Genomic DNA, 19,337 nt, shown 5'->3' with positions numbered 1-19,337 from the left:
TTATTGAAAGCGCCCGCCGTACATATTTCGCAACTCAGTTTTGGGTACCCGGGTAACGATAATTACACGTTCAATAACCTTGCGCTTACTATTGGTGCTGGCGATCGCTTTGGTCTGTTTGGTCCAAACGGCGCCGGCAAAACCACATTGATGAGCGTGATGACAGGTTTGCTCAAGCCTAAATCGGGCAAGATTGAGCTCTTCGGCCAGCCACTCGTTAACAGTTGTGAGATAAAAAAACTATTCGGCCTCGTTCCGCAGGATTTTTCTTTTTATCACGAGCTTACCCCCATAGAAAACCTGGAATTTTTTGGAGCCTGGGCTGGATTAGGTAAGGCCGAGATCCGTAGCCGAAGCACAGAGCTGTTAGAGGTGCTGGGTCTTGCCGATGTTCGTTGTAAACAAGTGAAACTCTTCTCAGGCGGGATGAAACGGCGGGTTAACCTGGCCATCGGCGTCATTCATCAGCCCAAAATTCTTTTCCTGGACGAACCGACGGTGGGCGTAGATGTACAAACCCGCAACGCTATTATTGAATACTTGCTACAGCTAAACAACCAGGGCACCACGCTGGTGTACACTTCGCACCAATTAAATGAGGCGCAAGAACTGTGCAACAACCTGGCCATGATAGACGGCGGCGCAATCATTGCTAACGGCACCATGGACGAGCTGCTAGCGAAACACCAGCAGACAGACCTGGAGAACCTGTTCCTGCATTTAACCGGTCACCATTATCGCGATTAAATCATGTATAAACTAAGGGCCGCTATCATAAAAGACTTACGCGTTTTGCTACGCGATAAAATCGGTCTGGCCTTTATGTTCCTGATGCCGGTGGTGCTGGTTATTGTGGTTACTAATATTCAGAGCAGCACTTTCCAACTGCTCAATAAAAATAAACTGACGGTGTTGTTGCTGAACCGTGATACCGGCAGGCTAAGCCAGGAGTTTTTGCAAACGCTGGATAAAACCGGGTTGTTCCGCATTAAACAACTCCCTGGCAAAACTACCGACGGGCAACTGCGTGAAGGTCTGCATCAAAAAGATGCATTACTGGCCATTACCATCCCTGCATCGTTTACCGGCGATGTGCTGTACAAAGCCCAAAGCACCGCAGGCAAGGCGATGAAAAGCTTTGGCCTTGAGGGGGATAGCGCCAGGCATATTGCCGGCAATTTACCGCTGGATGTCTACTATCAGCCGTCGCTGCCAGAATCCTACCACCTCTCGGTACAAGGCGCCGTGCGTAGTGCCGTGCAGATTGTAGAAAGCAAAGAAACCCTTCGCCAACTTTATCTGGCCATTAACGATAAGCCGCTACCGGCTAAAATGGAGGACGAACTGCTGCAAAATCAAACGCAGATTCGCGAGCGTGCGGTAGCAGGGGGGCAGGATGTTAAAACGCCAGATGCCACCCAGCACAACGTACCGGCGTGGACCATCTTCGCTATGTTCTTCGTCATCATATCGCTGGCGGGTAGCATCATCCGCGAGAAGCGGAGCGGCAGCTTTGTGCGTTTAAAAACCTTGCCAACCAGTTATGCGCTGGCTCTGTTTGCGCGGCAGCTTACTTACTTGGCCGTTACTGTTTTGCAAGCACTGGTGGTTTTTGCTATTGGTATTTGGTTGTTCCCGGTAATTGGGTTGCCTGGCTTGCAAGTGCCGCATGATGTGGTGGGCTTTTTTGTGGTTACACTAATTATTGGCTGGGCCGCGGTAAGTTATGCCGTTTGTGCCGGTGTGTTTTTTAATACCGAGGAGCAAGCTAATAGCTTCGGCGCGATATCTATTGTAATACTGGCGGCCATTGGCGGCCTGATGGTCCCCAGCTTTGCCATGCCGTCATCATTCAGTGTGGCTCTAAATTTATCGCCGTTGCACTGGTGCCTTGAAGCATATAATATCTTATTTTTGGAAAATGGCAAACTGCCGGATGCCGTAAATTACCTCATACCATTGCTCATAATGATTGTGGTAATGCAGGCCGCCGCCTTTGCCGGATTGAAAAGAAAAAACCTGATCTAGATGGAAAACAAAGAATTAAAAGAGCAACTGAAAAGCCAGGTAATTCAATTTTTGAACCTGACCGACCTGACACCTGCCGACATTGCAGATGATACGCCATTTTTCGGAGACGGTTTGGGCCTGGATTCTATCGACTCGCTGGAACTGATCGTACTGCTGAAACGCGAGTACGGCATCACTATAAACGACCCGAAAGACGGGCGTAAAGCATTTACCGATATTAACGCACTGGCTGCCTATGTGGAGCAGCACCGTGCCAAATAAAATCATTTGAATCGTATTGCAGTTACCGGGATGGGCATTATCAGCGCCATCGGCACTTCTGTGGCCGATTGCCGCGCTGCGCTTGTAAGTGGCCGTTCCGGTATTGTGCAGCCTAACGGTTTACTATCCCGCTACACTCATCTGCCTGCGGGCCGGGTTTCGCTGACGGATAATCAGCTGAAAGAGCAGCTTGGCATTACCGATGCGAGTGTTAATCGCACCACTTTACTCGCATTGCACGCCTTAAATCAGGCGGTAGCGCAGGCAGACTTGACAAGCACAGACTTAGCGGAACCTGGTTCTGCTTTAATCGTAGCCTCTACCATCGGTGGGGTGTCATTAACCGACGAGATCTATCAAAACGGTCACGGCGATGGAGCGGACGCCACTTTTCTTAACGCTTACGGTTATTCATCAGTTGCCGATTATTTGCAGCGCAAGCTGAATATCGGGGGCGTTACCGATACCATTAACACAGCCTGTTCATCATCGGCCAACGCCATTATTTATGGCTACCGGTTACTCAAAAACGGCTTTGCCCGCCGCGCCATAGTTGGCGGGGCAGACTGCTTGTCAAAATTTACTGTCAACGGGTTTAATGCATTGCGCATCTTGTCTGACGAGCCTTGTCGGTCGTTCGACGCCAACCGCAAGGGATTGAACTTGGGAGAAGGGGCTGCATTTTTAATACTAGAACGCGAAGAAGATCTGGCTGGTAAGCCTGTGTTGGCATGGGTAAGCGGTTATGGCAACGCTAACGATGCTTTCCATCCGTCGTCTTTATCAGCTGAAGGCAATGGCCCGTTTATGGCGATGCAAACTGCATTGAATGTGGCAGGTTTGCAACCAGAAGATATTGGCTATATCAACGCCCACGGCACCGGTACCGAGAATAACGACGAGGCCGAAAGTCAGGCCATGCTGCGTCTTTTCGGTCGGCCACCAGCCTTTGCGTCAACAAAAACATTTACCGGGCATACCCTGGGGGCGGCAAACGCTATTGAAACAGCGTTTAGTATTCTAAGCCTGCAACATGGCGAGGTTTATGCCAACCTGAATTTCAGTACCCCTGCCGAGCCTGCCCAACTAACACCGGTAACAGAATATTATCAGACCGATTTACAGCACGTCATGTCAAACTCGTTTGGTTTTGGGGGCAATTGTACATCCGTCATCGTATCACGCGCTTAGCTTATGTTTTACATTCATCAAGCCAGTTGTATATCGCCCCAACACACGTTTGCCCCGGTAAACCTGGAGAGTTTGTTGACGCCGGTAAACAATCAACTGCGGGTAATAGAGCCTGATGTAATACCCCTGCCGGGAAATGTACTGCGCCGGATGGGCCGGGGTGTACGCATGAGCGTAATTGCCGGGATGCCGCTACTTAAAGAACAGTCATCACCGCAAGGCATCATCATCGGCACGGCCAATGCGGGTATGCAGGAGAGTGGCAAGTTTCTCGATCAGATCATCGAGTATGATGAGGATACGTTAAGCCCGGCAAATTTTGTGCAAAGTACTTCAAACAGCGTTGCCGCGCAGATCAGCATGATGTTTGGCCTGCATTGCTATGCCAATACCCACGTGCACGGCGGACTGGCATTTGAGAACGCCCTGCTTGATGCAGCCATGCTGGTATCAGAACAACCAGAAGGCACTTTTCTATTAGGCGGAGCCGACGAAATTACCAACTACAATTATTCCATAGATCAACTGGCCGGATGGTATAAAGCAGAGCAAATTGACCCAGGCGATTTTTACGCTCCAACTCCCGGTACCATAGCCGGTGAAGGCGCTGCGCTTTTCAATATTTCCGGAAAAGCCGATGGGGCAAAAGCCAGATTGGTGGCAGCAGAAATGTTGAATACGGCAGATGAAACTAAGGTAGCTGAACGCTTGGCTGCATTTCTACAAAAGCATTTGTCCGGCAAACAACCATCACTACTGTTAAGCGGGGAGAACGGCGATATCCGGTCGTTAAAATGCTATAATACTTGTGAGGGTGTGTTAGTTGAGAATGTGCCTGTAGCACGGTTTAAGCATCTCTGCGGAGAATATCCAACAGCATCGGCTTTCGCTTTGTGGCTGGCCGTGGCTTTAGCCTCTGGTGAGGTTACTGCACCCGCCCATCTAATGAAACGGGGTGAGCTTTCTGCTGCGCCCGATAGCATTTTAGTTTATAACAGCTATAAGAACTATCAGCACAGTTTTATGCTGATGGAGAAAGCTTGATAAAGATTTAGCCAAAAAAGGGTGTCATGTTGAGCTTTGTCGAAACACGCGCGGTGGCCTAACCGAGCAAACAGGCCTTTGCGCGCCCTTCGACGATGCTCAGGATGGCACCCCGGCCGCAAATTACTACAACGCCGCTTTCAATCACCCAATATCAAAAACGCCATCCATCTTCATGTAAGGGCTTTCGCCGCTTAATGTCGCTTTGATTTTTATTCCGTTGGTTACGGGCTGATGGGTAATGTTGAGTTGTAGTTTACCTGAAACAAGCGGATCTACCGGCGTAATAAATTTCAGATTATCCGCCTTTACCAATCTCAGCTGCTGTCCAAGAGCCACCGAGGTAATGGCCTTCACCATATCCAGCATACAAGCTCCCGGCAATACCGGCTGGCCCGGGAAATGACCTTCAAAAATAGGGTGCGCAGCGTTGAGCACAACGGTTGCTGTAATACTGCCGTCGGCAACTTGCAGATTTTCTATGGTATAAAGCTGGGTTGAAGACATGGGTTAAACGGCCGATAACAGCATCAGCGAAAAATACTTGTTTTTATATTGATTGATGAGGAGCAGTTTGTTTAACGGTGCGTTTGTGCTTGCCGCCAAGGCATCTGGAACAGCCTGTTTCTTCAGCACCTCCGCGCCCAACCAAAGCGCCGGTCCTGATACTGTTGGGTACTCGCCGAATAAATGTTTGTAAGCGCAAAGCTGCGAACCGTCAAAAATGCCGTTGGTATATTGATCGATGAACTGATCAGTTTTCTCATCTCCATTTTTGCCGGTTAATACCACATTAATATCGGCAGATGTTAAAGATTGTGCTGCCAGGAAAGCAGTTATTTTTTGCTGCACATCTGCCGCACTTTCAGGATTATAGAAAATCTCCATCGCGTCCAGTACGCACATATCACCATCTTTTGGTGTCGAACCCAGCACAAAGAACGCTGAGCCTTCCCCGGCAATAGTCCCGGCAGATGGGTTTGCGTAGAGAACTGCTGTGTTGATGTCTCCGTTTTTATAGAGATCAAAGCGGTTCAGAATATTAAAACTGTCGTCGGTCAGTTCATCTATCGCACCTGCCAGCACTTGTTGCGCATCGCCTTCAGCCATTAACAGCAGGGCATCTATCAGCGCGTTTTCAAACGAAAAACCTTTATGTACAAAAGTGTTGTTATAGCGATGACTCTTAAGATTGAGCGCAATCTGTGCGCCCACCGTATTGTGTGTCGACTGGATAAATGCCGTTGGCGACAGATCTTGTTCCTGTTGACCGATCATCCCTCTCAGAAATACCCCAGTATCTTCCAGGCAACCATAAGCAGTGCCGGTTACAATAGCGTCAGGTTGGTCTACCGCGGCTTGTTGCAGAGCGTCTTTAGCTGTGGTTAAGCCCATCTTTACAATCCGGCTCATGCGGCGGATGGCCTTTGGATCCAGGTATTGCTTATAATCGGGCTCAACGGCTTTTAATCGCGCTGTGTCATAATTGATCACGTCGCTCAATAGCTGCTCCTGTTCAAAAGTATTTTGTGCCGTTATAGCCGATGCCGATCTGATATATGCCCTCATGATACTTTTGAAAACAATAAGGATGTACAATTACCGCCAAACCCGAAAGAGTTTGACAATACGTGATTCAATTGCTGGCCGGTTAACAACCCCCTTTCAGGAGAAAAATCAAAGCCTTGCATAGCGTCCTGCAAACGCAGGTTGGGGAATACCAATCCGTTGGCTATAGCCAGAACTGAAAACACGGCCTCTATGCCACCGCTGGCACCTAGTGTATGTCCCGTAAATGATTTGGTAGAACTTACCGGCGGGAAATGCGGGTGAAACAGACGCTGAATTGCTGTAGCTTCAGACTGATCATTATTATTGGTACCCGTACCATGCAGGTTAATATAGCTAACATCGCCTGGCTGCAAACCTGCCCGATCCAGTGCGTTTGACATGGACAGGTAGGAACCCGTACCCTCCGGCGATGAAGCCGTTTGGTGATAGGCATCGTTAGCGTTGGCATAGCCACTTAGTTGTGCGTATGGTTGTTTCTTTAGCGTAGCGGCTATTTTTTCTGATGCCAAAAGCACGTAACCCGCACCTTCGCCCAGATTCAACCCGCGACGGTTCTCATCAAAAGGCTGGCAATGCTGACGGTCAAGTATCATCAGCGTATTAAAACCGTTCAGCGTAAAACGAGTGAGCGCATCGGTGCCACCTGCAATGGCCACATCCAGTATCCCGGCTTTAATTAGTCGAGCTGCATGTGCAATCGCGTTAGCAGAAGAAGAACAGGCTGTGCTGATGGTGGTCACGTAGTTCTTAATTCCCAACTGATCGGCCACTAATTCGGTTACACTTCCGCACTCGTGGTTGCGAACCATAGCCAGATCGCCTGCTTGTTCATCGGTCATGAAATCGGCAAAGAAATCTTCGCTTTTATCCATCCCGCCAACTGTGTTGGCAGAGATAAAGCCGGTGCGTAGGGGAGACAGGTCTAAACCAGCATCCGCTATAGCAGCTTTTGCGGCTACCATGCTCAACAATGCTGTGCGACTGGTATGTGTCGGCATCCCGGTCATTTCAGCCAGTTGGGTGTTACTCAATTTTACCTCGGCTACCGGGATCTCACCGGCATGCGCCGTGCGCAGATAGCTTGGTTCGCCAATGCCATCCTGCCCTTTTTTTAAAGAGGTCAGGCATTCATCGGCCGTATTGCCAATGGCGCAAATGGCACCTAAACCTGCTATGTAAATCTTGTCGCTCATTTCTAAATAGCAGTAAATAAACGATTCATGTTTTCGGCATTGAAGGGTTGGCCTCCGTTGCTTTGTTCAACCAAGAACAAACCAGCTTTATAATGGGCGCCCAGCACGTCAGCCCAACCGCAAACGCAGGCTGTGAGTTTTTGCTCGCGTAGCAGGTAATCTACCTGTGTGGCGATGGCTTCGGCATCAAATTCAGGCTGAATAAAAAATAAATTTTCGCCCTTGAATTTATGCCTGATGCAAATCTCGCCAATCACAATATTGGGCAGCGTGTACACAAACAACGCCGGACTGGCAAACTCCTTAATGCTCTCTATATAACGCATATCCGCATCCAGGCTGGAGTTGGCATTGGCCAAAACCACACCAATCTCAAAGGGCTGATATTGGGCGCTGTCAAAACTGTCTTTCAACAACACTTCTGCAGCCAACCAACCCAGTTTGCTCAGATTATCCATCTTATAAAATTTAGGATAATTGCCTTCAAGGTGATGATAGGCCGCCGTCAAAAACGCGTCGATACCCTCAGTACTGCTCAACAACGTTTCGCCATTTTTGCTGATGGTACCGCCGGAGATGATACAGCTGGCCGATATTTGATATTCGCTTTTCAAATTATTGTTTGGTAAAAATCAGGGCGGCATTGCAACCGCCAAAGCCCGAGGCCGTTTTTAATACCCGGTTAACCGGCTGATATAACAATTGACTGGCCACATTAACCGGCTTTGTCCCCAGGTTACTAAAGCCCGGTGTTGGGATGATAATGCCCTGCTGCATACTTTGCATCGATATCACCGCCTCAACCAATCCGGCAGCGCCGAGTGTGTGGCCATAATAGCCTTTCAAACTATTCAGCGGCACATCAGCCAGACCGGCGTAGTTAATGGCCGATGCTTCCATTTCATCATTGAAAACGGTGGCCGTGCCGTGGGCCGAGATCATGTCTATATCTCCCGGTTGTAAAACAGCTTCTTGCAGCGCTTGTTTGATGGCCGTACCCAGTTCCTCGCCCGTACGCGACGGACCGGAGATGTGGTTGGCATCGTCACTTAAACTGCCGCCAGCAACTTTAATATCAGTTGTTGATTTACTTTCTGCCGAAAGGATAACAGTTGCTGCGCCTTCGCCCAGGTTAATGCCGGTACGATCACGATCAAACGGGCGACATTGTGCAGCGCTTAACGCCTGGAACGATTGAAAGCCCGTCACCACGAAGCGCGACACCACATCGGCCCCGGCAACTACTGCATTTTTATAACGCCCGGCATTGATTAATCTTGCCCCCGTCAGGATAGCCGACAGGCCCGAGATACAGGCGCTGGAGATAAATATAGGCTGATGCACAAAGCCAAAATGAGCCTTGATCAACGCCGCCGAATGATGGAGCGATGCCCGTTTCAATCGTTCAGGGCTGTAGTCGCCATCCTGCAACAGGGTGATATTTCCCTTGGTACTGGATAAAATCAGTATGGTATCGGTACGCTTTGGGTCGATACCGGTATGGTTCAGCGCATCGCTAATAGAAGCGATAAGCAGTTGTTCAAACTTGGTGTATTGTTGATTATCGGCATAAGCATCAGCCGGAAACATTGACGCTGCAAATGTTTGGGCAGAAATGCCGGCATCGTTATAAACTTTAACGCCGGTTGCGCCATTTTTTAGCTGCTCAAAATTTCCGGCGGTTGTTGCGCCAAGCGGGGTGAGCAGGTTGTCGCCAATTACAAAAACGTCTTTCATCCTGCGGTCTCCTCTTTCAGCATAATTCGTAATTCGCATTGAGCAAGTAGTTCTTCGCCTTTAGTCACTCTGCCCGAAATGATGTTCATCCCGCCCAGGCTTTCCAGCATCGTTACCTCGGTTATCAGGGTGTCGCCAACTTTGGGCAGGCTAAAAACTTCAAAATTCTTTGCTGCCGCGATGTAGCCTTCCTGCACAGCTCGTCCTGAATTGATAGCGATGAAACCGGCACTGGCGGCTGCGGTCTGTGCAATGTTTTCTAGTAATCCGCCTTCGGTTAGTTGGCCGTTAGTGACCATTACATGTCCTTTGGGGATGGTAAAACTCGTTCGAGTTAACTGTTCGTCGGCATATAGTAACTCGCTGATGAGCACAAAAGGTTGCTTTTGCGGAATTAACGGGGCAATATCTGTTACAGGTAACTGCATCATCATTGTTAGGTATATAAGCCGCCGTTTACAGACAGCACCTGCCCTGTAATATAGCTGGCCTTCGGCGATGCCAGAAAGGCCACGGCATGTGCCACTTCTTCGGCCTGGCCGAAACGTTTTATGGGGATCAGTTTTTGGAGTTCTTTCTCGTCCAGGTCGGCCGTCATATCGGTTTTGATAAAGCCCGGCGCAACGGCGTTAACCGTAATGCCTTGTCGGCCTACTTCCTGCGCTAATGACTTAGTTGCCCCAATAACCCCGGCCTTTGCTGCCGAGTAATTGGCCTGTCCGGCGTGTCCCTTTAATCCGGATAACGAAACCACGTTGACAATGCGGCCGTAGCGGTTGGTGAGCATGTGGCCCAGCACCAATTGGGTGGTATAAAAAAAACTATCCAGGTTGGTATTGATCACCCGGTGCCATTGCTCCGCCTCCATCCAAGCCAGCAGACTGTCTTCGCGGATACCTGCGTTGTTTACCAGAATGGCTATTTGTTTATCGGCGTTGGCGGTCAGCCAATCGCCTAATATGGTTTTTACCTGAGCTGCGTCGGCAATATCAAAAGGGATCAGCTCACCTGCGCCACCTGCTTCGGTTAATTGTGCAAGCGTTTCTTCGGCCGCCTGGGCGTTGCTTTTATAGTTAATGAGGACGTAATAGCCCTCGCGCGCCAGTTCCAAACAAATGGCTCGGCCTATGCCTCTTGAACCGCCGGTTACCAGTGCACACTTCATGCCTCAAATGCTTTTAAAGGTGCATGGGCTTCCATGTATTCCCGCACGAGGCGTTGCTCTTTGTAGCGCGGCTGATCTTCTTTAAACGCAGGGAAGATAGCGCGAACTTCATGATAAACTTTGGCTGATAACGGCGAAAGCGATGTTTGGCACTCCAGGTAATCAACTGCCTGTACAATGGTCATCAGTTGAATGGCCAGTACTTCAAAGCTATTGTCAATCACCTTTTTGGTTAACAACGCGCCGTTGGTGCCCATGCTCACAATGTCCTGATTGTCGTTATTGTTCGGGATGCTATGTACATACATCGGGAATGACAGGGTCTGGTTCTCGGCCACGGTAGATACCGCGGTAAACTGGATGCCCTGCATGCCAAAGTTTAAGCCCAGTACGCCCATGTTAACGAACGGTGGGAATTTCTGGTTCAGCTTGTTATTAAGCAGGTAGTTCAGCTGACGCTCGGCCAGCATAGATACGCGGGTGATGGCAATTTTAAGTTTATCCATCTCCAGCGATACATAATCGCCGTGGAAGTTGCCGCCGTGGAACACGTTATGGTTCACGTGGTCAACCACCGGATTGTCGTTTACCGAGTTCAGTTCCTCAGTCAGTATTTTTTCGGCGTGGGCAATGGTGTCATAAACAGGGCCCAATATTTGGGTTACGCAGCGCAGCGAGTAGTACTCCTGCACTTTGTCTTCAAACACATCATGACCGATATTGTCCGGATTATATAAGTGCTCAGATCTGTCGCGGATCATTTGGCTGCCTTCCAGCGCATGTTGCATCAGCGCGGCTACTTTTAGTTGGCCTGTGTGATGTTTCACCACGTTTAGTTCGGTAGAGAAATGATCGTTATAAGCTTCAACCACTTCGTTGGTCAATGCCGATAGCATGATGCCCCAGCTAATTAGAGTCTGAGATTTGGCAATGTTCAAACAGCCAATACCCGTCATGGCCGATGTGCCGTTCAGGATAGCCAGACCTTCGCGCACGTGGATGCTCAATGGTTTGATGTTGTTCTCTGCAAACACTTCGGCCGCTGGGCGGATAGCGTTTTGATAGTGCACTTCGCCTTCGCCTATCAGCATCAAGCCCAGGTGAGCCAGCTGCACCAGGTCGCCGCTGGCGCCAACGCCACCATGTTCAAAAATGCAAGGCAAAATATTTTTGTTGATGAGCAGGGCAATCAGTTCAATAATCTCAGGATGAACACCTGAACGCGCCTGAATCAGGCTGCCTAAACGGGCTACCATTAAAGCGCGGCAAAGCGCGGGCTCTATTAATTTGCCACTGCCGGATGAGTGGCTGCGGATGAGGTTATACTGCAGCTGCATCAGGCTATCCTGACTTACCTTGTATTGTGCCATTGGCCCAAAACCGGTATTGATGCCGTAAATAAGCTTATTTTGAGAAAATTTTTGAAGAAACTGGTGATTAACATCAACCTCGTTTAACACATCCTCGTCAATGACGATCTCTTCATTTTCAAACACTATACGGGCGAGTTGCGAAACCGAAAGCGGACTGCGGCCGATATTGATCATAGATACTTTAAGTTGATTTTATCCGGGTAAATGTATAAAAATATGCAGAGCTTACCGCACTTGGTGCGGCATTTACCAGGGAAATCACTTTTTAACCTAAAAGTCATGCTGAACTTGTTTCAGCACCCCACATGCAAGCAGACCGTCTTGGTTGCCAGGCTTGATGGGTTCCCGAAACAAGTTCGGGATGACCTGTTTTGATTACAAAAAAGTTAAAAACGATTTCCCTGCATTATTTACTACCTGCGGTCTATAAACTTCAAAGCCTTGCGGGATGTTTCAGGAAACATGATTTTTTGTAGCTCGTCTGCCGCCACATACTTAATATGCGGACTAACACGCAACCTTGCCTGTAAATAAGCGCGAATGCGATGATCGCATTCCTCGCTATCATCAATAGGCACAATGTAGAGCGATACCTCATCCAGGCCAACATCGTTTGCGTACACTTCTACCACGTAATCCAGGATCTCCTCGCGCTCGTTCAGCAGATCGAACAAGGCTGGCGGGTACAGCGTAGTTCCCTTAAACTTGATCATCTGTTTCTTACGACCCAGAATAGGCGACAAGCGCGGCGATTTTAGTCCGCAGGCGCAAGGCTCATCAGTATATGTGCAGATATCGCCGGTTTTATAGCGCAGCAGCGGCATGCCTTCCACACCCAGGGTAGTGATGGTCAGTTCGCCAGGGGTATTGGCACCGACAGGCTGATCGTTGTCGTCTAAAAGCTCAATAATCAGCAGGTCTGGCTGCAAGTGGCCGCCGTTGCCGTGGCTGCACTCTGTAAAAGCCGTCTGCATTTCGGTAGAGGCATAAGTAGAATACAGTTGAATGTTCCAGGCATCGGTTATTTTGCGCCCAAGAATGTTGTAAGAAAAATCGGCATTGCGAATGTTCTCGCCAATGCAAAGGGCCTTTTTAACCGATGTTGAGTTGATATCGATGTTATTGGCCGCCGCATAATTAATCAGCTTGAGGATGAACGATGGCACAGCTACAATACCCGTTGGCTTCAGTCTTTTAATCATCTCTAGCTGTAACGACGGAACGCCCGGTCCCAGCCTGATCACGCCTGCACCCATTTGCCGCAAGCCTGCGTAGTAGGCCATGCCCGCCATAAACTGCCTGTCCAGCGTTAGCATCAGTTGCCAGGTGTCGACGGCGGTGCTTTCAGTTTGGAGGAATGAGCGGTATTCGTTGTCGGCCAGGCGTTGCAAGTCGTTCTCGGTCAGCGCGATGGTCACCGGGCTGCCCAGTGTGCCCGAGGTGGTGCTATATTCAATCACCTGCTCGGGGGCAACACACAAAAAGTCCATGTTATGGCGCTGCAGATCATCCTTGGTAGTAAGGGGCAGTAATGGCAGATCGCTCAGTTGCTGAATGCGGGAGATATCTACTCCCTGTTCAGCAAAGATCCTTTTATAATAGGGCGAGTTTGCAGCAAGATATTGCAGCAGCTCTTTTAGTCTATTTTCCTGCACGGCCGCAATTTCGGGTGGCAGGAGGGATGTGGTCCCGGTTGTGATCATCTTGTTTCCAGTATTACAGTAGCCGTCGCCACCGTTTTGGTGTGCGATAGCGATACATGTATATTAAATTCACCAATTGCGGCAATGGTTGCTTTAGTCTCGGCGCTCAGTTCCAAAGCGGGCCTGCCATCGGTGTTATGTGTTATTTGTATTTGATTAAAAGCCGTGCCGCTTAGCCAGCCGGTGCCCAGCGCTTTAAAAAAAGCTTCTTTGGCGGCAAAGCGTGCGGCGTAGTGCTCAAACCGGTGCGTCTTGGCTTCGCAGTAATCAATCTCGGCGGCAGAAAATATGAGTTCTTTAAAGCCTTCCGATCTTTTTATCTTTTCTGCTATGCGCTCAACGTCAACCAGATCTGTGCCCAGGCCGTATATCATTTTTATTTTTCAGGTAAACTCAAAACTAATAAAAATCCGCTTGAGGCACCAATGTCGTAATTAAACAATAATAACACCCAGATGTTGTGATCTGGATATAATAATGATGCAAAAACAATTCATAATTCTATTTTTTGCAATGATGGTGGGCACTGTAACCATGGCTCAGGGCAAGCGATACAAGGATCTGCTATTTGATAAGGCCGATGTGCTGACCGATCAACCTTATGCCGCAGATACCACGAGTGCCGCAAACCGGAAAGCCAATCTATTTGACCTTTATACCCCTCATAACGATGAAGTACGCAATCGCCCACTGATTATCTGGATGCACGGTGGTGGGTTTGTTTTCGGCTCGAAACGGGACGATAACATCAGGCTATGGAGTGAAACCTTTGCCCGTCGCGGATATGTTTGTGCTGCGATTGATTATCGTATGGGTAAAAAATCAACGCTTTTTAGTTTTGGTAAACTGATCCAGGCCGCCTATCCGGCGGTGCTGGATGCGCGGCAAGCCGTGCGGTACTTTAAAGAGCATGCCGCTAAATTTGGTATAGACCCGAATCGGATTATTCTGGCCGGGAACTCTGCCGGGGCCATGATGGCGTTGCAAGCGGCTTTTAGCAATAACCGGGAGCTGGCCGATTCGCTCCGCATAAAAAATCCGGCAGGATTTGGCACTGTAAACGATGGGCCCACCAAAGTAATGGCGGTGGTGAACTTTTGGGGTGGGATTTATAACATCAACTGGCTCAAAAATGAACCGACGCCGGTGGTAAGTGTATATGGTTCAAAAGACAAAATTGTCCATCCGGGTGTGAACAAAGGCACCTACGGCGGACAGGCCATATACGAGAAAGCCAAAGCCCTGAAGCGCCCTGATGATGTAAAGGTTTTTGAAGGATACGGGCACGAGCTATACCGGCATTTTAACCCCTTGCCGCTGCACCCGGGTAAGGCGGGCATTCGCAGGCGCTGGCTGGAGGCCGGGCAGTTTGCGGCAGACTTTTTAGCCAAGTTAATATAATAAAAAAGGAGCCCGTTAAAGCTCCTTTAGTTTTTTATGGACGCGGCGGATGCGGCGGCGCAGGTGGCAAATGAATGCGCAGATGCGGCCCTGGTGGCCGGCGCGGATGACGTATTTGCGGCCGCGGATGACGCGGCAAACGCACGTTAAGGTGCAACTTTGGTGGTGGCGGATGATGCGGCGGTGGCGGTAGTTGCAATGCTGACGTTGTTGCCTTCGCACCAGCTAATGATGTTGCTTTGGCGGTACCAATCATCACCATCATTAAAACTGCCAGCGCAATGGATGTTATCTTGTTCATTGTTTTGTTGTTAATTGATAATAGTGCTTAACAGTCTATTGCAGCTATTTGTTTGTTACCGGCCCACATTCACAATAATCCTGGCATACCTGGTCAACGCCGGTTTGCCATTGTCTGTAACGGCGCAAATGAGGTGTAAGCTGCCTTTTCCTTTTGGTACCATGATAGATGCGATGGCTTTATCGGCATCGTTAACTTGTACAGCTTCTTTGCTTACCGGGCCATCGGCTATAAAAGTGCTGGGCTCTGTGTATACATACCAATGGTAGGTGAGGGCGTTGCCGTCAGGATCTGTAGATCCGGCAACGCTAAGTTTTACGCGGGTGCCAGGTTTGGCGTTTACGTCTTTAGCTTGCACCACTACCGGTGGGTGGTTGGCATCTTTGTAGGCTTTTACGCACCAATCTGCACGGGCGGCAAAATCATTTTGCAGGGCATCGCTCCAGCGGGTCATTTGTTTAAAATAATCCAGTATCTGCTCATGCGTTGCAGGCGGGGTTTGTTTTACGCTTTGCCTGCCCCAACTGCTGCCGCTAAACCAGCGGCCTTCAGGATATTTGTAGCCGGGAATGAGTACCGAATCCAGCCAGGTGTTGGCGCGCACCTTAACAAAGCGCCCGCCCCAGCCACCGTATGACGGCGACTCCAAACTGCGCAAGCCCGTAGGAATAAGATGGATAAATGATGGCGAATCTCCTTCTGAGCGAAAATCGCCATTTGTTAATGCCTGGTAAATGGCAGTGAGCGGTCCGTGGTTTTCCAGGATGTGCTCCTTCATCCAGGGGCCTTCAAAATAGACGTGCATGTTATCTGGCTGGGTTTCGGGCCAGCGGTAGGCAATGGCCTCAAACTGATCGGCAATAATGGTTGGGATATTAAACTTGCCCCAATGCGGTTTGATGTAGGTTTGATAGGTGCTGTCTTGCTCCCAGATAAAATAGAAACGCATTTTATTGGCTACAGCTGCCATTTTTTGTGGCTGCGTTTCCTCAATGGTTTTCAGCGCGCGGGCAATAGTATTGGTGCCGCCCCAGGCCAGCAGCCAAACAGGTCGTTTATCGGTATCATCCAGCAGAACCTTGGTAATCAGCGCGGCACCCGGACTTATAGTGGCCATGTCGCCTTGAGTTTCTACGTTGCCCAGCAAGGTGCGCTGGCGCAAATAAGCAGGAGAGGGGTAACGTTTATCGTGCTTGATCAGGTTAGGGTATACCCTGGTGTAAGCTTCCATATAAGGGTCAATCCAATTATCTCCCGGCCATTTGCGCCCATGCCAATGGTACATGGAGCTGGAGGTGACAATGCCCTCTACATCCCACTCGTTGGTGTAAAGTAAGAACCGGATGATGGAGCATTGGTCGTCTATCTCGCCATCCGACGTGGCAATAACCCGTGTTTTGGTTGACAGAGCTTTTTGCTGGGCGTGCATTGGTGCAGTAGAGCTGAGCAGTACGCCCGCCAGTGCCATAGCGGCAAACAAAGTTTTCATAAAATAGCCGGTTAATTGGTTGTTGCGTCAAGGTAATAACATTGCCGCATATACGCAAGATGAGCGGCTTTGTGGGTAATGGTGTCGGGCGGGGAAATATGTTAAATTATTCAGTGTAAACGGGCCGATCCAAACTTGTAGAACAAGGGCAACGTAATAAACGGTAGCAGGAACGATAGGAACAGAAACACAAATGTTACAACCACGCCGGTATTTTTACTGATCTTGAAGCCCCCGCCTGATGCGAGTGCCGCGTAGCGCCCCTTGTCAATATAAATGTATTGCAACAGATACATAATTGCCAGGCCGACGGCCAGAAAAGTAATGCGACTAACATTTGCCTCGAGAACATGCTTTGAGACCAGATAACTATCCAAAACCCAGCCCCAGCAAAGTATCACCAGGCCCAGCGCGTAAGCTGCCCTTTGTTGTGGGGTACTCCAGGTTAGTTTTTCAGGATGTTGCTCAAACCAGTAGGTGATATGGTAATAGAGAAAGTCGAGCGGATACATGGAAGGGTTTAAATTGTATCCTAAACATAACTATTCAAGATGATTAAAGTATGAAGATGCAATTTAAAAGTTTTGTCATTGCGAGCAGGGTTGTGCGATCGGTTTGGCGCGAAGCGATCTTGTCGAAGGACTCATAACGTGCGACGGGATTGCTTCGTCGTGCCTCCTCGCAATGACAAATAGTTATTTTAAGCCACCGACTTACTAACAGCCACAGAAAGCTTAGCCAGTGTATAAGCGCCAATAGCCATCACCAGATCGCGCACGGCTACGTCAAAATAGTTGCCGCCAGAGATTAGCGTGAGGGCGATTACGGTAAGCCATGCGGCTACAATCCAGGCACCAATTTGGGGTTTGGCCAATACAATGATGCCTGCCACAATTTCTATCACGCCAACAATCATCATAAAAACATGACCGTTGAAGGGCAGCAAGGCTTTAAGCCATGGCGCCAGGTATTTTTCCCAGTCGGTTAAAAGGTTCAAAAACTTATCGGCACCGGCCACCACGGGTACCAGTCCGTAGGTGAATTTCAGTAAGGTTTGCAATTGCCTGATGTTCGTATCCATAATATTTTTTCTTTTGTTTACCTGTTAGAGAATTGCCGGCAAAGAAGGGTTACAATATTTATTTTCAACTATTTTGTAACCCTTTGGTTGTTTAGATACTCTACCATACAAAGTGCTAGTTTATACAATGGATCAATTAAGCGATGAAGCAATTGTAGGCCGGATATTGCAGGGCGAGGCTCACCTGTTTGAAAACCTGATGCGGAAGTATAATGAGCGGCTGTACCGCATCAGCCTGTCAATTGTGGAAGACGATCAGGAGGCCGAAGATGTGATGCAGATTGCCTATATCAACGCATTCAGGCAACTGGAAAACTTCAGACAGCAGTGTGCTTTTGGCACCTGGCTTACCCGCATACTGATTAATGAGAGTTTACTGCACAAAAAACGGAACCAACGAACAGAGCAATTGCGTATGGAAACAACTTTTGCCGAGGCCAATAATGAAACCCCGCTAAGCGGGCTCCTCAATAAAGAACTAAAGCTGATATTGGAACGCGCCGTTGCCGCTCTGCCCGAAAAATACCGCCTGGTTTTTGTAATGCGCGAAGTGCAGGGCATGAGCACCAATGAAACCATGGAGGCGCTGAACCTGGGCGAATCAAACGTGAAAATCCGGCTTAATCGCGCCAAAGAAATGCTGCGCGCCGAGTTGCAGCAGCTCTGGCAGCCACAAGAGATTTTTGAGTTTAACTTGGTGCGTTGCGGCCGGATTGTAAATAACGTGATGCAGGCCGTGCTGGCGGGGGAGTGAGGTGAGGCGTTCTAATTGCGCTTGAACAATCCCGTTAACTTATCCTTTAGGCTGCTTTTATTATTACAGTGCTGTTCTATCCGTTCAACTGCATAATCGGCGCCTAATTCGTGCGCTTTATGCCAATCGGCGCAAGCTCCTTTGGTGTCCTTAAGATTTAATTTTGAATTGCCTCTGTTAAAATAGGCCATCTCATTTTGTGGTTCTAGATTTATTACGAATGTGTAATCATCAATAGCAGCCTGATACTCGCCGGCTTCGTCTTTATTAGCGGCACGGTTTAGAATGGCATCGGTAAAATCAGGGGCAAGTTCTATTGCTTTATCATAATCGCGCCGGGCAGCTTTCCAGGTATGTAGTTCATCTTTTACAATAGCCCTTGAATACCAGGAGTTGGGATCGTTTGGATTGATTTTAATGGCTGTAGAGAAATGGATTGCTGCCATGCCGAGGTTTCGGTTGTTATAAGCATCCATCGCAAGGTCAAAATGTTTCTGGTAAAGTGATGGGTCGAGGTCAGCAAATCGTTGATTTTGGGGATCGCCAGAGGCCCCGTAACCATCTAAACGGCAATCAAATTCGTAACCTTTGCAATACAGATCCAGCGCCCAGTACATCAGGTTGCTTTCATCAACAGGGAACTCGGTAGCGTCGCCGGTTAGTTCATACAGGGCATCAATTTGTGTTACTGGTTTAATCGTGTAGCCATAATTCTCAGATAAAAACTTGCCCAGCCGTTCCAGTTTATCCTGCTTGTCAGCAATAAAAACAAAGTCATATTGAGCTAATGAATACTCCTGCATGCCACTTTTTGAGCGGGCATCATAAACATCGCCGGCTGAAACCATTTCGCGGCCAAAGCCATTATGAAAAGCATCTTGAGTAAAAAATCTATCAGGCATAGGTTGCTAAAATTGTTCCCTATTCTACATAAATATTACAAGTACCGCAAGTATCCATTAAAGGTTTACCTGGATTGATGCAACAACGCTGGCATATACAGCGCGCATCTTTACACAAACGCCCTCACCTCATCTCAAA

General features: G+C 48.8%; 22 protein-coding genes. 7 read left to right on the top strand and 15 right to left on the bottom strand.

The genetic code is table 11. From position 1 onward, the window contains the following. The first annotated feature begins 3 nt into the window (after positions 1–3). Genes ABZR88_RS19320 through ABZR88_RS19300 form a run of 5 tightly spaced genes read left to right on the top strand, consistent with a single transcriptional unit; the run spans position 4 to position 4,527 of the window. Positions 4–747, top strand: coding sequence for an ABC transporter ATP-binding protein (locus ABZR88_RS19320; RefSeq protein WP_107827598.1), 744 nt, complete (start codon positions 4–6; stop codon positions 745–747). Between the two features lie 3 nt (positions 748–750). Then, positions 751–2,028: an ABC transporter permease gene (locus ABZR88_RS19315; RefSeq protein ID WP_107827597.1), complete on the top strand. Its 1,278-nt coding sequence runs from the start codon at positions 751–753 to the stop codon at positions 2,026–2,028. Beyond that, complete coding sequence (locus ABZR88_RS19310) at positions 2,029–2,292, top strand: phosphopantetheine-binding protein (protein WP_107827596.1); 264 nt, start codon at positions 2,029–2,031, stop codon at positions 2,290–2,292. A 6-nt stretch (positions 2,293–2,298) separates the two neighbouring features. Further along, positions 2,299–3,483 (top strand): beta-ketoacyl-[acyl-carrier-protein] synthase family protein, encoded by a 1,185-nt coding sequence (locus ABZR88_RS19305; protein ID WP_107827595.1) that lies wholly within the window; start codon positions 2,299–2,301, stop codon positions 3,481–3,483. A 3-nt stretch (positions 3,484–3,486) separates the two neighbouring features. Continuing rightward, on the top strand, positions 3,487–4,527 hold the full coding sequence (locus tag ABZR88_RS19300) for a beta-ketoacyl synthase chain length factor (protein ID WP_107827594.1): 1,041 nt from the start codon (positions 3,487–3,489) through the stop codon (positions 4,525–4,527). A 144-nt stretch (positions 4,528–4,671) separates the two neighbouring features. Here ABZR88_RS19300 and ABZR88_RS19295 read toward each other — a convergent pair whose 3' ends face one another. From ABZR88_RS19295 to acpS, 10 genes are all read right to left on the bottom strand, one after another. After that, positions 4,672–5,034: a 3-hydroxyacyl-ACP dehydratase gene (locus ABZR88_RS19295; protein WP_107827593.1), complete on the bottom strand. Its 363-nt coding sequence runs from the start codon at positions 5,032–5,034 to the stop codon at positions 4,672–4,674. Positions 5,035–5,037: 3 nt separating this feature from the next. Further along, the gene (locus ABZR88_RS19290) at positions 5,038–6,096 is read right to left on the bottom strand and encodes a beta-ketoacyl synthase chain length factor (protein ID WP_107827592.1); all 1,059 of its coding nucleotides are present in this window, start codon (positions 6,094–6,096) and stop codon (positions 5,038–5,040) included. Further along, positions 6,093–7,292: a beta-ketoacyl synthase gene (locus ABZR88_RS19285; protein ID WP_107827591.1), complete on the bottom strand. Its 1,200-nt coding sequence runs from the start codon at positions 7,290–7,292 to the stop codon at positions 6,093–6,095. Before ABZR88_RS19285 ends, ABZR88_RS19290 begins: the two co-directional genes overlap by 4 nt. A gap of 2 nt (positions 7,293–7,294) precedes the next feature. Further along, positions 7,295–7,906, bottom strand: coding sequence for a hypothetical protein (locus ABZR88_RS19280; RefSeq protein WP_107827590.1), 612 nt, complete (start codon positions 7,904–7,906; stop codon positions 7,295–7,297). Position 7,907: 1 nt separating this feature from the next. Beyond that, positions 7,908–9,029, bottom strand: coding sequence for a beta-ketoacyl synthase (locus ABZR88_RS19275; RefSeq protein ID WP_107827589.1), 1,122 nt, complete (start codon positions 9,027–9,029; stop codon positions 7,908–7,910). Next, complete coding sequence (locus tag ABZR88_RS19270; RefSeq protein WP_107827588.1) at positions 9,026–9,463, bottom strand: 3-hydroxyacyl-ACP dehydratase; 438 nt, start codon at positions 9,461–9,463, stop codon at positions 9,026–9,028. Before ABZR88_RS19270 ends, ABZR88_RS19275 begins: the two co-directional genes overlap by 4 nt. A 2-nt stretch (positions 9,464–9,465) precedes the next feature. After that, positions 9,466–10,194: a 3-oxoacyl-ACP reductase FabG gene (gene fabG, locus ABZR88_RS19265; protein ID WP_107827587.1), complete on the bottom strand. Its 729-nt coding sequence runs from the start codon at positions 10,192–10,194 to the stop codon at positions 9,466–9,468. Beyond that, positions 10,191–11,741, bottom strand: coding sequence for a histidine ammonia-lyase (gene hutH / locus ABZR88_RS19260; RefSeq protein ID WP_107827586.1), 1,551 nt, complete (start codon positions 11,739–11,741; stop codon positions 10,191–10,193). Before hutH ends, fabG begins: the two co-directional genes overlap by 4 nt. A 239-nt stretch (positions 11,742–11,980) precedes the next feature. Beyond that, complete coding sequence (locus ABZR88_RS19255; protein WP_107827585.1) at positions 11,981–13,270, bottom strand: phenylacetate--CoA ligase family protein; 1,290 nt, start codon at positions 13,268–13,270, stop codon at positions 11,981–11,983. Continuing rightward, positions 13,267–13,644: a holo-ACP synthase gene (gene acpS / locus ABZR88_RS19250; RefSeq protein WP_107827584.1), complete on the bottom strand. Its 378-nt coding sequence runs from the start codon at positions 13,642–13,644 to the stop codon at positions 13,267–13,269. Before acpS ends, ABZR88_RS19255 begins: the two co-directional genes overlap by 4 nt. 139 nt (positions 13,645–13,783) lie before the next feature. On the opposite strand from acpS, the gene ABZR88_RS19245 reads away from it, so the two are divergent. After that, the gene (locus tag ABZR88_RS19245; RefSeq protein ID WP_170113553.1) at positions 13,784–14,671 is read left to right on the top strand and encodes an alpha/beta hydrolase; all 888 of its coding nucleotides are present in this window, start codon (positions 13,784–13,786) and stop codon (positions 14,669–14,671) included. 34 nt (positions 14,672–14,705) lie between these two features. Here ABZR88_RS19245 and ABZR88_RS19240 read toward each other — a convergent pair whose 3' ends face one another. The 4 genes from ABZR88_RS19240 to ABZR88_RS19225 all read right to left on the bottom strand — a co-directional run bounded on the left by ABZR88_RS19240 (position 14,706) and on the right by ABZR88_RS19225 (position 17,542). Further along, positions 14,706–14,972, bottom strand: coding sequence for a hypothetical protein (locus tag ABZR88_RS19240; RefSeq protein ID WP_146166491.1), 267 nt, complete (start codon positions 14,970–14,972; stop codon positions 14,706–14,708). Between the two features lie 55 nt (positions 14,973–15,027). Further along, positions 15,028–16,461, bottom strand: a complete 1,434-nt coding sequence (locus ABZR88_RS19235) for a DUF1593 domain-containing protein (RefSeq protein WP_107827582.1) — start codon at positions 16,459–16,461, stop codon at positions 15,028–15,030. A 110-nt stretch (positions 16,462–16,571) separates the two neighbouring features. Beyond that, positions 16,572–16,973, bottom strand: a complete 402-nt coding sequence (locus ABZR88_RS19230) for a hypothetical protein (RefSeq protein ID WP_107827581.1) — start codon at positions 16,971–16,973, stop codon at positions 16,572–16,574. Positions 16,974–17,161: 188 nt separating this feature from the next. Next, on the bottom strand, positions 17,162–17,542 hold the full coding sequence (locus tag ABZR88_RS19225) for a hypothetical protein (protein WP_107827580.1): 381 nt from the start codon (positions 17,540–17,542) through the stop codon (positions 17,162–17,164). 127 nt (positions 17,543–17,669) lie between these two features. On the opposite strand from ABZR88_RS19225, the gene ABZR88_RS19220 reads away from it, so the two are divergent. After that, positions 17,670–18,296: a sigma-70 family RNA polymerase sigma factor gene (locus ABZR88_RS19220; protein WP_107827579.1), complete on the top strand. Its 627-nt coding sequence runs from the start codon at positions 17,670–17,672 to the stop codon at positions 18,294–18,296. Positions 18,297–18,307: 11 nt separating this feature from the next. Here the strand turns inward: ABZR88_RS19220 and ABZR88_RS19215 are convergent, their stop codons facing one another. After that, positions 18,308–19,198, bottom strand: a complete 891-nt coding sequence (locus tag ABZR88_RS19215; RefSeq protein WP_107827578.1) for a tetratricopeptide repeat protein — start codon at positions 19,196–19,198, stop codon at positions 18,308–18,310. Positions 19,199–19,337: the final 139 nt, after the last annotated feature.

The sequence above is a fragment of the Mucilaginibacter yixingensis genome (assembly GCF_041080815.1).
Lineage (GTDB): Bacteria > Bacteroidota > Bacteroidia > Sphingobacteriales > Sphingobacteriaceae > Mucilaginibacter > Mucilaginibacter yixingensis.
This window is presented reverse-complemented; position numbering and strand designations above follow the sequence as displayed.